The sequence below is a fragment of the Alteromonas sp. CI.11.F.A3 genome, from assembly GCF_032925565.1.
Taxonomy (GTDB): Bacteria; Pseudomonadota; Gammaproteobacteria; order Enterobacterales; family Alteromonadaceae; genus Alteromonas.
Window position 1 is genome coordinate 632,928 of the sequence record NZ_CP136708.1, and the last position, 12,945, is coordinate 645,872.

General features: G+C 43.5%; 13 protein-coding genes. 6 read left to right on the forward strand and 7 right to left on the reverse strand.

Translation table 11 applies throughout. The features are described 5' to 3' along the window. Nucleotides 1-17 precede the first annotated feature (17 nt). From gluQRS to sfsA, 3 genes are all read right to left on the reverse strand, one after another. On the reverse strand, nucleotides 18-1,109 hold the full coding sequence (gene gluQRS / locus R1T43_RS02755) for a tRNA glutamyl-Q(34) synthetase GluQRS (protein ID WP_317352628.1): 1,092 nt from the start codon (nucleotides 1,107-1,109) through the stop codon (nucleotides 18-20). Between the two features lie 68 nt (nucleotides 1,110-1,177). Further along, entirely contained in the window at nucleotides 1,178-1,627 is a 450-nt protein-coding gene (gene dksA / locus R1T43_RS02760) for an RNA polymerase-binding protein DksA (RefSeq protein WP_013786299.1), read from the reverse strand. A gap of 217 nt (nucleotides 1,628-1,844) precedes the next feature. Continuing rightward, nucleotides 1,845-2,546, reverse strand: coding sequence for a DNA/RNA nuclease SfsA (sfsA, locus tag R1T43_RS02765; RefSeq protein WP_317352631.1), 702 nt, complete (start codon nucleotides 2,544-2,546; stop codon nucleotides 1,845-1,847). A 102-nt stretch (nucleotides 2,547-2,648) separates the two neighbouring features. On the opposite strand from sfsA, the gene pepB reads away from it, so the two are divergent. Beyond that, a complete protein-coding gene (gene pepB / locus R1T43_RS02770) occupies nucleotides 2,649-3,941 on the forward strand; it encodes an aminopeptidase PepB (protein ID WP_317352633.1) in 1,293 nt (430 codons plus the stop codon). Nucleotides 3,942-4,021: 80 nt separating this feature from the next. On the opposite strand, the gene R1T43_RS02775 is transcribed toward pepB, so the two are convergent. Then, on the reverse strand, nucleotides 4,022-4,204 hold the full coding sequence (locus tag R1T43_RS02775; RefSeq protein ID WP_013786295.1) for a MerR family transcriptional regulator: 183 nt from the start codon (nucleotides 4,202-4,204) through the stop codon (nucleotides 4,022-4,024). A 321-nt stretch (nucleotides 4,205-4,525) separates the two neighbouring features. Between R1T43_RS02775 and R1T43_RS02780 the strand changes: the two genes are divergently transcribed. Then, nucleotides 4,526-5,128: a YhgN family NAAT transporter gene (locus R1T43_RS02780; protein ID WP_211071920.1), complete on the forward strand. Its 603-nt coding sequence runs from the start codon at nucleotides 4,526-4,528 to the stop codon at nucleotides 5,126-5,128. Further along, complete coding sequence (locus R1T43_RS02785; protein ID WP_211071921.1) at nucleotides 5,128-5,709, forward strand: YjaG family protein; 582 nt, start codon at nucleotides 5,128-5,130, stop codon at nucleotides 5,707-5,709. The genes R1T43_RS02780 and R1T43_RS02785 overlap by 1 nt, the downstream gene beginning before the upstream one ends. A gap of 49 nt (nucleotides 5,710-5,758) precedes the next feature. On the opposite strand, the gene rsmD is transcribed toward R1T43_RS02785, so the two are convergent. Beyond that, nucleotides 5,759-6,415: a 16S rRNA (guanine(966)-N(2))-methyltransferase RsmD gene (gene rsmD, locus R1T43_RS02790; RefSeq protein ID WP_211071922.1), complete on the reverse strand. Its 657-nt coding sequence runs from the start codon at nucleotides 6,413-6,415 to the stop codon at nucleotides 5,759-5,761. A gap of 66 nt (nucleotides 6,416-6,481) precedes the next feature. On the opposite strand from rsmD, the gene ftsY reads away from it, so the two are divergent. The 3 genes from ftsY to ftsX are packed head-to-tail and all read left to right on the forward strand — an operon-like array spanning nucleotide 6,482 to nucleotide 9,871. Beyond that, entirely contained in the window at nucleotides 6,482-8,158 is a 1,677-nt protein-coding gene (gene ftsY / locus R1T43_RS02795) for a signal recognition particle-docking protein FtsY (protein ID WP_317352639.1), read from the forward strand. Between the two features lie 46 nt (nucleotides 8,159-8,204). After that, nucleotides 8,205-8,894: a cell division ATP-binding protein FtsE gene (ftsE, locus tag R1T43_RS02800; RefSeq protein WP_013786290.1), complete on the forward strand. Its 690-nt coding sequence runs from the start codon at nucleotides 8,205-8,207 to the stop codon at nucleotides 8,892-8,894. After that, entirely contained in the window at nucleotides 8,891-9,871 is a 981-nt protein-coding gene (gene ftsX / locus R1T43_RS02805) for a permease-like cell division protein FtsX (protein WP_211071924.1), read from the forward strand. Before ftsE ends, ftsX begins: the two co-directional genes overlap by 4 nt. 30 nt (nucleotides 9,872-9,901) lie before the next feature. On the opposite strand, the gene R1T43_RS02810 is transcribed toward ftsX, so the two are convergent. Further along, the gene (locus R1T43_RS02810; protein ID WP_211071925.1) at nucleotides 9,902-11,143 is read right to left on the reverse strand and encodes an EAL and HDOD domain-containing protein; all 1,242 of its coding nucleotides are present in this window, start codon (nucleotides 11,141-11,143) and stop codon (nucleotides 9,902-9,904) included. Nucleotides 11,144-11,282: 139 nt separating this feature from the next. Further along, on the reverse strand, nucleotides 11,283-12,512 hold the full coding sequence (locus R1T43_RS02815) for an EAL and HDOD domain-containing protein (protein ID WP_317352646.1): 1,230 nt from the start codon (nucleotides 12,510-12,512) through the stop codon (nucleotides 11,283-11,285). Nucleotides 12,513-12,945 lie beyond the last annotated feature (433 nt).

Here is a 12,945-nt window from a genome sequence, read left to right on the forward strand (position 1 = left end):
GGTGAAGTCTCCGAAGGTTATAAAGGATGGCTATAATAAGTGGATTCGCGCTTGCCCACAATAATTTCGGCTATTTTAGGTACTAATTTCCTATCCCAGCGTGATATTGCCATAGTAAGCAGTTGTGCGGCATTTTCAAATTCGTTAGCGTGATAGTTACCTTGGCCTAAAAAAGACAGGCCATTAACGATATTTTCAAGCACATTTTTGTTGTTAATGGGCGCAGCATGGTTTTGTTTACTCAGCTTTCGCCCTGGTGACACTGCAGCAACCGGAATATGCCCATATTGTGGCACATTGCAGCCCAATGAATGATAAACAGCGCGTTGCAGCGGGGTGACATCTAAAAGGTCGCTGCCTCGAATAATGTCTGTTACACCCTGATATTCATCGTCTAACGCTACGACAAAATTATAGGCGAAAAGGCCATCGCTGCGCTTAATCACTACATCTTCTGGTGCTTTGCTTAACGGGTTTACTTCGCTTGCGCCTATCGAATTATCGTTGCTGTTACTATTGAAACTGCGTTTGACTCTGTGTTGTTTTGCTTCGACTAAGCCAGATGGTGTTGAATGGGCTACAGAATTGACTACTGATAGCGCCCCTGTTTTATCAACACTGCCCATAATACCGTCATCGAAGGCATCTAAGTGGCAATCAAGCTTTAATCGTATTGCTAAGCTACGGGTATCCGATGCTAATTCAGGCACTGCCTGAGCGGTTAGGCCTAGGTCTCGACAATAGTGGTTATCGTGCCCGCCGTTTGCTTTTATTTGTTTGCGAGTACAGGCACAAAAATAGGCTGATTTGTCTGCTAGTAGGCTATCAAGTTTTGCCTGATACCTTGCATGCTGCTGTTGTTGATATAAAACGGTACCATCCCAGTGAAGGCCATGGCATTCAAGGGTACTCAAAATGTCGCTGTCGACACCAGGTAAACATCGGGGTGCGTCAATGTCTTCCATTCGAACTAACCATTGCCCATTGCGATGACGTGCATCTAGGTAGCTAGCGAGCGCGGTAACTAAAGAGCCGAAATGAAGTTGACCGGACGGCGAAGGCGCGAAGCGGCCGACATATTGAAGTGAGGAGTCGATTTTAGATGGCATGAATAGAAATACTGTTACACACCTCTATAGTAAATACTATGAGGCGTGTAACTTACTACGTAGGTTTATTAACCCTGTAGTTGCTTTTCTTTGATTTCTGCCATGGTCTTACAGTCGATACACAGATCGGCAGTAGGACGAGCCTCTAAGCGACGAATACCGATTTCAATGCCACATTGGTCACAAAAACCAAAGTCATCTTCTTCAATACGCTTAAGCGTCTTCTCAATCTTCTTGATCAATTTACGTTCGCGGTCGCGAGTACGTAATTCAAGGCTGAACTCTTCTTCTTGCGCAGCGCGGTCTACCGGGTCTGGAAAGTTTGCTGCTTCGTCTTTCATGTGCGTAACGGTGCGGTCAACTTCTTCACGAAGTTGGTTGCGCCATGCTTTAAGCAGTAAACGGAAGTGCTCCATTTGCGGCTCGCCCATGTACTCTTCGTCAGCGGTAGCCTGGTACGGCTGTAATCCTGCTAGTGCTAATAGCCCTAGGGATTTTGTTTCTTTACCTGTTGGCATCTGCCACATCTCCTACACTACGACATCCATCTTGTCCTGAATGAATCGATTAACTAAATCAAAGCCGTTCATTACAAGCAATTGCTCGTGTCTATGTAATTATTATGCTGAGGATATTGATTATAAGTCAGCACTGTTACTAGTTTACGTATTTCACGTACTTCCAGTAAAACAAGGCGCAAATATGAAGGCGAAATGAAAAAAATCAACCTATTTTTCACACGTTTACTGGTAGTGTTTGATTTATAACTATTTTTTGTTCATCAATTGAACAGCTTGCTGCGAGAAACTTGACTCCTGATGCGACCGCGGTGTTTACGGCGTCGGCGTAAACAGGATCAATATCTCGCGCTACTTGTACAGAATGCACGCCCGTATGCTGAACACAAAATAATAAGCAGGTACTTATACCTTGTTGAGAGAGTTCTGCAAGTTCTAAACAATGTTTTGCACCTCTAGCGGTGACTGCATCGGGAAAATAGCCTTGGTTTCCCCGCGCCAGAGTGACAGATTTCACCTCAATATACTCAAGGGTGTCACCTTGACCGCAGGCAAAGTCGAAACGACTATTACCACCAGGCGGTGTTACTTCAGCTTTCCAATGATTAATATCAGAAAATGCAGACAAGACCTTGTTATTTAGTGCCTCTGCCACCAATTTATTAGCATTGTGAGTGTTAATGCCAATGAAATCGCCTTCAAAGGTTTGGGCAAGCTCCCAGGTATATTTTAACTTTCGCTTAGGATTGTCAGATTCGCTCAAATAGACGGTGTAGCCAGGTTCGGCGCACCCTGTCATCGCCCCCGTATTAGGGCAATGTGCAGTGACTATTGAGCCGTCTTCAAGTTCTACGTCGGCAAGAAACCGTTTATAGCGTTTAATTAAGGTGCCACGTAGTAGTGATGGCGAAAAAAACATAACAATAGGCCTATAACGACATAAATTTACATGCATTGCGTTGCTAGAACTAAACATCTACCCCAGCAATGAAACGCAAAAATATATAAGGATTAAAACGTAATGGCAGAATTTACCGTAAGCTTATCCTCAGATAAAGCCAATAGTGCGTGGGGAGAAAATACTAAGCTCTCTTTTAGTGAAAACGGCGCAGTCATCCACTTGCCAAATGGCGATAGTGGCGCGCTTGAGCGCACAATTCAACAAGTCGCGCGTAAGCTTGATGGATTAAATATTCCCGAAGTAGCCTTAACGGGCAAGTGGACCAAAGAACAACAATGGGCTTTCGCGTTAAGTTTCACCCGAGCTCGCAACCCTTCAACTATCAAGTGGGCAGATAACGACGATAAGCCGTGGCTAGAGCAGAACTATGCAGCCTTGCTATTTACCCGTCAGTTAGTGAACGACACACCAGAAGATTTAAGCCCTGAAACCTTAGCGCAGCGTGCAGCAGTTTGGTTGTCTGATTTAGGTAAAGAGCATGTGTCTTATACCATGACCGTAGGTGAAGAATTAAAAGACGCGGGTTGGACAGGTATTTATAACGTAGGCAGAGGCAGTGAACGCCCACCTGTGATGTTAGAGCTTGATTACAACCCAACCGGTGATCCTGATGCGCCTGTTGAAGCGGTTCTAGTAGGGAAGGGGATAACTTTCGACAGTGGTGGTTACAGCATTAAATCAAGTGAAGGTATGCTTGATATGAAATGTGATATGGGCGGCGCAGCTACCGTAACCGGCGCACTAGGCCTTGCCATTAGCCAAGGTATTACTAAGCGTTTAAAGCTCATTTTATGCTGTGCAGAAAACTTAATTAGTGGCCATGCTTATAAATTGGGTGATGTACTTACCTATAAAAACGGCGTGACTGTAGAAGTCGTCAATACCGATGCGGAAGGACGTTTGGTATTGGCTGATGGCTTAATGGCGGCAACAGAAACTGGCGCGCCATTAATTATAGATGCGGCCACTTTGACGGGGGCAGCAATGGTGGCGCTAGGTTCTGACTATCACGCCGTATTTTCAATGGATGACAGTGCACGTTCACAAATGCTTGCGGCTGCAAGCGCTGAAAATGAGCGTTTTTGGCCATTGCCTATCGAACCTTTTCATGCCGACCGTTGTCCATCTGCCTTTGCAGATACCGCTAACAGCCGACCTATGAAAGGCGGCGGTGGTGGCGGTGCATCTAATGCGGCAGGCTTCTTATCACGCTTTGTAAACCCTGAAGGAAAAGGATGGGTGCACTTAGATTTAGCGGCGGCTTATCATGGCGGCGCAACGGCAGAAATGCCAGTAGGTGCAACAGCCAAGGGAATCCGAAGCATTGCAAGAATGCTTCAAGACTTTAAATAAGTCGTAAACGGATGTCGCCACCCTAAGGTGGCGACATCACTTAATTCAGTTTATCTGTACAGATAAATGTTTGCGGGTAATTAAATACCGCCTAAGCGCTCAGCAAGCACTTTGTAACGCTCTACATCTGCGCTATCAAACAAGGCATTACCGTCAGTGTCTTTTTCTTTTGCCACCAATAAACTTTCTCTTTCCAAGCGTTCTACTCTCACTTCCTGAACACCTAAATAGGCCGCTACTTCTTTTACAGTCATCAAACTCATTCTGCTGGTTCCCAACGTTATTTTGTTTTTAAATTTACTCTCGTTGTAAGCGCAGCTACCGCTGTAATAGCTCGGTGCGCTCAATTATTGAGGTACATATTATTGATAAAATGACTCAATACAGAAATATGAGAATAGCTTAATTTTACAGCTTTGCACTAGATGTATTTTTGTCCGTAACAGTTTCAAAGCGTTATAGTTAATATTTAAGCCTAAAATTGACAAATTACGAATGCTTTTTTGTACAATGCAGAAAATGGTATTATAAAAAATATTCTTGCTGTCGGTTATCACCAGCAAGCTATTGGAGAATAGGAAAAAATGGATACTTGGTCAGCAGCCGTCATGTTATTCTTGATCATGGATCCTCTTGGCAATTTGCCTGTGTTCATGTCGGTTTTAAAGTCGATAGAACCCCGAAGACGGCAAATGATTCTTATCAGAGAGTTGCTGTTTGCATTAGGAATTTTGTTTTTATTCCTATTTAGTGGTCAGTCGGTGTTAAATTTCCTCAATGTTGAACAAGAAACGGTCAGCATTGCTGGGGGTATTATCTTATTTTTGATTGCGCTTAAAATGATTTTTCCGTCAGCAGGTAACCCTAGTGGGCTTGCCGTTGGCGAAGAGCCATTTTTGGTGCCGCTGGCTATACCAATGATTGCAGGGCCCTCAACATTAGCGGCGCTCATTCTTCTGGCAAACCAAAACCCAGATCGTATGTCTGACTGGGCACTCGCGCTTGGCGCCTCATGGTTGATAAGTGCAGTAATTTTGATGTTTTCAAATGTGTTTCATAAGCTATTAGGTGAACGTGGCCTTATTGCTATGGAACGACTTATGGGGATGATCCTCGTCATGATAGCCATTCAAATGCTTCTTGATGGTGCTACTCAATACTTTATGCATGCCACCGGAGCTAATTAATGGCAAAGCAAAAACTTAATACATTTGGGCGTGTGCGCGCGCTTGAAGGATTCAAAGCGGTTGCCTTTAGTGCAGCTTTGCTTGAGAGAATGATCCCTAATTACGAGCTGTTCTGTGAAGTTACCGAATTCGGTGACAAAGAAGGTATTCGTAACTGTCTCAATCTTGTATGGGAGTCGGTAAAAGCACCTAAAAGTAAGTTCAATCTTGCAGTACAGCTTGAAAAAGTGGAAGTGGCGACGCCCGATACTAGCGACTTTGATACCTACGGTGTGTATCCTGCTATTGATGCCGCAATTGGGTTGGCCGCTGTGCTTAATCTTATTGCAGGCGACGACCCACAAGGCGCGGTGGTTGTTAGCAAGCTTTCTCAAGGTAGCGTAGAAGCTTACTTGTTAGAAAGTGGCGAAGCCGATGATGAAACCGTAAAAGAGCACCCACTAATGGTGTTTGAAGTAGCAGTGCAAGAAGCGTTGCTTGACTGTGTGGAAGCTGGAAAGTCTCCTGCTAGCACGGCTGATGCGCTAAAAGCGATTGCGCTAGAAGAAGGTATTTCGAATATCGGTCTCGATTTGGCTTAATGTTCTCGTAGTGAGGGCTTAACGCATTTTTCGAGTGACACGGGGTTTACTACACAGCCTTTATCAAATAATAGCAAAGCGCCGATGTGCGCTTTTCTTTTATAATTTGCCAGTGCTCCGGCAGGGAAATAGGCGCTAGGTTCGCTTCGTGCTCTACGTATAACACCCCGTCATTTGACAATAAGTTATTAGTGGCAATAGCCGATAACGTTGGTGCTACTAACCCTTTGTTAAAAGGCGGATCGACAAACATAATATCGAAGCTTTTACCTGAAAAGGTAGGGAGTATTGCTAAGGCATCGCCCTGATGGACGCTAGCAGTTTGTGCATTATTAGCCGTCAACAACGCCAAATTCTTTTTCAACTGTGCACTTGCCGATTTATCTAATTCAATAAAATCACAAGAAAGGGCATAGCGTGACAGCGCTTCTAGTCCCAAGCCCCCAGAGCCTGCAAATACATCTAAGCACTTTGCTTCATTCAAATAAGGCATAAGCCAATTGAATAAGGTTTCTTTATTTCGGTCGGTGGTGGGCCGTAAACCTTCTGCGTCGAGAACCGGTAACTTTCTTCCCCGCCATTGACCGCTGATAATGCGAATATGTCCGCCTTTCGCTTTTGCGTGGGTAGAATGAGATTTTTTTGCAGTTGAAGATGCCCTGAGTGGGCGAGAAACTCGCTTCATAGTCGCTGACAATGGTATCATGGGGTTATTCAATATTCGGCAAGTGTAGCCGAAATTGCCCAGTATTTATAAGGATTTGTCTTAACAATGTCGAAACTTTTTGGCTGGTTCGGTAAGAACAAAAAAGCAAATAAGCAAAAAGCACAGGAAAACCAAGATCAAAAGTCAGTTGATCAAAGCGCAGTTTTACCTGATGAATCACAAACTTCAGACGCCGAGCAGCCACATAGCACTGCCGAGCCAGTGGTCAATGACACTGCCGGTAGCGAGTTATCGGGAACTGCCCAGAGCGAGCAAGCTGAAACTGCCCAGAGCGAGCAAGCTGAAACTGTCCAGAGCGAGCAAGCAGAAACTGCCAATAGCGTGCTACCCGAAACAGCCCAGAGCGTTTCAACAGACACATCTGAGAGCGATTCAGCAGAAAGCGCATCACCAGTGGCAGACGAGCCGGTGCCAGTATCTGTCGAGAAAGCAGACGCTACGCCAGTAAGTGTGGTACCAGACAAGTTAGATACAGTTGAAATAGCCGATGAAACAAATTCGCCAGCGTCAGTAACTGACAATGAAAATGCCGAAGAGTCACTTGAAGCGCCAGTTCAAGATCTTGAATCAAAAAAAGAAAGTGAAGCGCCTACTGTTGAACTTCCTACTCAAGCGGCTAGCGTTTTAGAAGCAGAAGCAGAAGCAGAAGCAGAAGCAGAAGCAGAAGCAGAAGCAGAAGCAGAAGCAGAAGCAGAAGCAGAAGCAGAAGCAGAAGCAGAAGCAGCCGAAGTCGTCAGCGAGCCTGAAGTTGAGACAACGCCAGCCCCGAAAGAGAAAAAATCACTATTCTCGCGCCTTAAAGAAAGCTTGTCTCGCACTAAAGCAAACTTAGGTAGCGGCCTAGTTAGCCTTTTCAAAGGCAAGGCAATTGATGATGAATTATACGAAGATTTAGAAACCCAATTATTGGTTGCTGATGTGGGAATGGATACCACGCAAAAAATCATTACCCACTTAACGGATAGTGCAAGCCGTAAAGATCTTAAAGACGCAGAGGCCTTGCTAGATATTTTGAAACAGCAAATGGCGGGCATGCTCTCAAAGGTTAATGAACCACTGAGCGATGCCATTAACGCTCACAATAGCGAAGAAGGTCCCTTCGTTATTCTCATGGTTGGCGTAAATGGGGTAGGTAAAACTACCACCATCGGTAAATTGGCTAAACAGTTTCAACAGCAAGGCAAAAAAGTGATGCTGGCAGCGGGTGATACCTTTAGGGCTGCTGCTGTAGAGCAATTGCAGGTATGGGGTGAGCGAAACAGCATTCCGGTTATTGCACAGCATACGGGTGCGGACAGTGCGTCAGTACTTTACGATGCGCTAGAAGCAGCAAAATCCCGTAAAACAGATATTCTTATCGCGGATACCGCAGGTCGTTTGCAGAATAAAGACAACTTGATGGAAGAGCTTAAGAAAGTGGTTCGCGTGATGAAAAAGCTGAACCCTAACGCCCCTCACGAAGTCATGCTTACCCTCGATGCGGGTACAGGGCAAAATGCTATTAGCCAAGCGAAGTTATTCAATCAGGCGGTTGGCTTAACCGGTATTACCCTTACTAAACTAGACGGTACCGCAAAAGGTGGTGTTATCTTCTCAATTGCCGATAAATTTGGTATACCTATCAGATATATAGGCGTTGGTGAAGGCATTGATGACTTACGCCAGTTCGACGGCCAAGAATTTATTGATGCGCTATTCAGTGAAATTGATAGCGGCGAGTAGACAGCATTAATAGCTAATGACGAGAATAGGGTAGTAGGGAACATGCATGATAAAGTTTGAGCAAGTAAGCAAAACCTACCCCGGCGGACAACGGGCGCTGAGTAAAGTCGACTTTCACATTGCCCCTGGAGAAATGGCTTTTCTTACTGGCCACTCTGGCGCTGGTAAAAGTACGCTGCTTAAACTTATCAGTATTATGGAACGCCCCACGGTAGGTCGTGTATTGATTAACGGTCATGATCTAAATGCTATTAGCCGAAGAGATATTGCCTACATCCGTCGCGATATAGGCATGATTTTTCAAAGTCATCAATTGTTGATGGACAAGTCGGTTTTCGACAACGTGGCGTTACCACTTGTGATAGAAGGGTACACTCACAAGGAAATTGGCAAACGTGTCGATGCTGCACTGGAAATGGTAGGGCTACGAGATAAAAGCCGTAATTTACCCATTATGTTATCAGGCGGCGAACAACAGCGGGTTGGTATAGCCCGCGCTGTAGTGAATAAGCCTCCCTTACTTCTTGCCGATGAGCCTACCGGAAACCTCGACCCTAAGCTTTCTATGGAAATTATTCGCTTGTTTGAAGATTTCAACCAAGCCGGTGTATCTGTGTTCATCGCTACCCATGATTTAGGGCTAATTGCTCGAATGAAATATCGCACACTGACGTTGAAAGACGGCCAGATGATTACCGACGGGCTAACCGATGACTTAAATGGGAACTGGCAATGAGTATTCTATTTAAAGGTAGAAGCCAAGGCGCGTCGTCTAGGAAAGTAGGGTTTGTGCAATCTATTGTGATGTTCTTCGTAAGCCATGTTAGGCAAGCCCTTTCAAGCTTAGGTGAATTATGGCGCCAGCCTGCTGCTTCACTGATGACCATTGGCGTGTTGGGCTTAAGTATTACCCTTCCTAGCACGCTTTATATTATGGTTAAAAATACCGAGAAAATTACCGCTGGGTGGGAACAAGCCTCAGAGATATCCCTGTTTCTGAAACCGAATATTTCAGCCGCTAATTCGCAGCAATTGGTTGCTAGGTTAAATACATGGGAAGAAATTGATTCTGTGGTGTTTATACCTGCAGATGATGCGTTAAAAGAGTTTCAGCATTTATCAGGGTTAGGCGATGCGATTGCGTATTTGCAAAGTAACCCGCTACCCGATGTTGTGTTAGTGACACCCATAGATAAGCATGCCACGCCGAATGCCGCTAAAACGCTACTTGATAAGCTAAAGCAGCAGCGTGAGGTTGATATAGGTAAGTTAGATATAGAATGGTTAGAGCGCTTGTATGCAGTTATTGATATTGCCAGCGACCTTGTCACCTTTATTGGTATTCTATTGTTCTTCGCTGTGGTGCTGATTATTGGCAACACTATTCGACTGAACATTCTTAATAAGCACGATGAAATAGTCGTAATGAAGCTAGTAGGGGCAACCGATGCCTTTATTCACCGTCCATTTCTATATACCGGTTTTTGGTACGGCTTACTAGGCGGGCTAATGGCATGGTTTGCCGTCATCATTATTCTATGGTGGATGGATAGCAGTATTGAGACCTTTGCCGCCATGTATCAAAAAGACTTTAATATCACAGGCCTGACAGGTACAGCGTTATTAACGATGCTGGGGCTATCTATTACATTAGGGTTGCTGGGCTCGCTTATTTCAGTGCAACGCCATGTAAGACAAATTGAACCAAAATAAGCGTTATCTTACTGACTAGCTTTGATAGGCCTAGCTTTGAACGGGAGCGCGTGGGAAGTGCGTAGAAATAGCGCTTCTCACACCGTTACCCCACACAATCGCTTGGTTATAAAGGATATGAAGCTGCTTTTGGTCAATATCTAATACTTTTGCCTGTTTAATCACGTTCATCCACAGCGCACCTTCAAAAGCGCGAACTAGGCTCATGTAACTGTTGAATTCAGGCGTCTTGCCTAAGATAGCGTCATTTAAGTCTTCTGATAGCGGGAGTTGTTTAAGCACATCTTCTATGGACTGATCTAATAACGCATCTAATAACGAAAACAACCCTACTAAAAAGCCGATAGGTGGGTTCGCTTTTAAGCCACGCTTGGCCGACAACAAATCGAAAAACTTGGCCCTAACCAAAGACATATGAATAATCTCTAACGGCTTATCATCACCTAAATTAGTAAGGCTAAGTAGCGCGATAAATTTCTTTACCTCTACTTCACCCATATAATTAAGGGCGTGTTTCAGTGAGGTTATTTTGTGGCGCTTATTAATCAATGGGTTATTGATAAATTTAAGCAATAGGTAGCTTAGTGCGGCATCACGCTCAACAATTTGGCTAACTCTATCAATATCAAAACTATCGTTTGAACACTCGCCAATAAGGTCGACAATATTCATTTTCGACGCAGGTAATTGACGCAGTATGCGTGCTTCTGGCTGGGCAAAGAAATAGCCTTGGAACAAATCAAACCCAAGGTCCACACTGGTCGCAAATTGATCTTGTGTATCTACTTGTTCGGCTACGAGTTTAACGTTGGCATCTAGGTATCTTGGAATATTCTTCTCTATGTTTTCGAAACGAATTTGCGAGAGATCTACTTTTACGATATCAACAAGGGGCAGAATTTCATGCTTAGCACTAAGCATCATAGGATCGTCAATAGCAATACGAAAGCCAAGGCGCTTTATGTGCTGGCAAGCTTCTAACAAGCCCGTTTGAGCAAAAGGGTTATCAGCCAATTCAACCACAACCGACTCTGGGTTCAGTGTGGTAGGGAAGCGAGAAATAATGGTTTCAGATGAAAAGTTAATAAAAGAGGTCTTTTCACCGCTAATATCATCTAGCCCTAGTGGATGAAAGTGTTCAGAAATATATTGCGCTTTTTCAGGAGAATGCTCGGGGTACGCGCCAGCCTTGCCATCTCGAAACAAAAGTTCGTAAGCAAATACATCCTTTGTTTTATCCAAAATCGGTTGGCGAGCGATAAACGCGAACATACAAGTTCCCTACTAGCACGTTGAACAATCATCAACGAATATTACTGTAATTTACACCACCATAACATGCATTTACGAAAATCGCGTTAATTTGCGCATTACATTTTGCAAGTCGTATTAATGAACGTACATTCTTGAATTACTTTTTCTCTACCTGCGCTGAAACATGTACGTGGTGGGCCCATTTCATCGCTTCATTATAGTAACCATGAAGCAGAGTTTGCTGAATTTTGTATTTACCGGAAAATTTCTTAATACCTGCCCAGTTCGCCCTTTCAAAATACTTCGCCAAGGTAAGACAGTCTTTCAATACGCCAGGCTCACCACAAAGCGCATCTTTTACATTATCGCTAATAGGTACCTTGCTAACCAATTCGTCGATATGTTGTTCCATCATGGCATCAAGCATAGACAAAAGACCGGTTAAAAAGCCGGTAAGTGGATTTTCTCGTTCTTTAAAAGAGATAAACACAAGCTCACAAAATTTTGCCCGCACAAGAGCCATCTGCATCAATTCTTGAGGCTGGCCGTCATTCAGATTAGCCAATGCAAGCAACGCGATAAACTTCTTAACTTCAACTTCGCCCATAAAGTTAAGCGCATGCTTGAGGGATGTAATTTTATTTCGCTTATTAATAAGCGGATTATTGATGAAGCGTAATAGCAAATAGGTGAGGGAAGGATCGCGCTCAATAATGCGATTCACTTCATCAAAATTTAGCTTGGGTTGGCTACTTAATGTAAGTAGCTCCATCATGGTAAGCGCGCTAGGGCCTAATTTACGATGACGAACAATTTCTGGTTTAGCTAGGAAGTAACCTTGAAAATAGTCGAAGCCCATTTCCTTAAACTTGTGAAACTCTTCGTAGGTTTCAATTTTTTCGGCCACAAGATCGATGTTGTGCGATTTGAAGCGTTTAATTAATGAAGGAATAGTGTCGTGAGCAATTTCAGTAATGTCTATTTTAACGATACTGGTAAAAGGAACGAAAGCGTCCCACTTCTCTTCCATATCATAATCATCAAGTGCAATGGGGTAACCTAACCCTCGAATATGTTTGCACGCGGCAATAAGTGCATCATCTACCTCAACGGTTTCAACAATTTCAATAACCACTTTGCTAGCATCTAACGAGGTAGGGAATCGGTACATCAAGGTATCGCGGTGGAAATTAATGAATGCTTTTTTATCACCTGTTATTTCTTCAATACCTAAGCTTAAATGCGTAGACGTTAAAATTTTTGAGGTGGCCTCATCGGGCGGAATATCTGGAAAGCAATTGTCTTCCCCTATTCGAAAAAGTAATTCGTAAGCGTAAACGTTCCTATTTACGTCGAATATGGGTTGTCTTGCTACGTATGCGAACATCGAGTGCCTCTTTGCTCTCGCCGCGTAAAAACGCGATTGAAGTCGTTAAAATGAAAATTTTATTATTATTTTATTATTTAATTTTTTTATTATAGTGCCGAGCGCTTTTAAGGCATAAATTTTATATCTTATTGTAAGTAAAAAAGCGATGCTAGCAATCGAAAAATTGTAAGAGTCTGCGTATTAAAGAGCGGCTAAAATAGTTTTGTTGATACATGACAAGAATACGACCGAATTTAAGTTTGATATAACTTTTTGAAAGATGAATGGCATGTTTTATATACATTTTGAATGTATAATAGGCATATATCGTGAATATCTGCTTCGATAAGCTGTTTCCTCTGGAGTAGCACTTATTTTTCTTCGAAGCTTTCGGTGATATTTATTGAGCGTTGTAGCGTAATCATAACTTCGTTTTACAATGCTTAAGTGA

Excerpts from the sequence above, each read along its gene's own strand:
- gluQRS (WP_317352628.1), bottom strand. The coding sequence starts at position 1,109 with ATGCCATCTAAAATCGACTCCTCACTTCAATATGTCGGCCGCTTCGCG.
- dksA (WP_013786299.1), bottom strand. The coding sequence starts at position 1,627 with ATGCCAACAGGTAAAGAAACAAAATCCCTAGGGCTATTAGCACTAGCA.
- sfsA (WP_317352631.1), bottom strand. The coding sequence starts at position 2,546 with ATGTTTTTTTCGCCATCACTACTACGTGGCACCTTAATTAAACGCTAT.
- pepB (WP_317352633.1), top strand. The coding sequence starts at position 2,649 with ATGGCAGAATTTACCGTAAGCTTATCCTCAGATAAAGCCAATAGTGCG.
- R1T43_RS02775 (WP_013786295.1), bottom strand. The coding sequence starts at position 4,204 with ATGAGTTTGATGACTGTAAAAGAAGTAGCGGCCTATTTAGGTGTTCAG.
- R1T43_RS02780 (WP_211071920.1), top strand. The coding sequence starts at position 4,526 with ATGGATACTTGGTCAGCAGCCGTCATGTTATTCTTGATCATGGATCCT.
- R1T43_RS02785 (WP_211071921.1), top strand. The coding sequence starts at position 5,128 with ATGGCAAAGCAAAAACTTAATACATTTGGGCGTGTGCGCGCGCTTGAA.
- rsmD (WP_211071922.1), bottom strand. The coding sequence starts at position 6,415 with ATGATACCATTGTCAGCGACTATGAAGCGAGTTTCTCGCCCACTCAGG.
- ftsY (WP_317352639.1), top strand. The coding sequence starts at position 6,482 with ATGTCGAAACTTTTTGGCTGGTTCGGTAAGAACAAAAAAGCAAATAAG.
- ftsE (WP_013786290.1), top strand. The coding sequence starts at position 8,205 with ATGATAAAGTTTGAGCAAGTAAGCAAAACCTACCCCGGCGGACAACGG.
- ftsX (WP_211071924.1), top strand. The coding sequence starts at position 8,891 with ATGAGTATTCTATTTAAAGGTAGAAGCCAAGGCGCGTCGTCTAGGAAA.
- R1T43_RS02810 (WP_211071925.1), bottom strand. The coding sequence starts at position 11,143 with ATGTTCGCGTTTATCGCTCGCCAACCGATTTTGGATAAAACAAAGGAT.
- R1T43_RS02815 (WP_317352646.1), bottom strand. The coding sequence starts at position 12,512 with ATGTTCGCATACGTAGCAAGACAACCCATATTCGACGTAAATAGGAAC.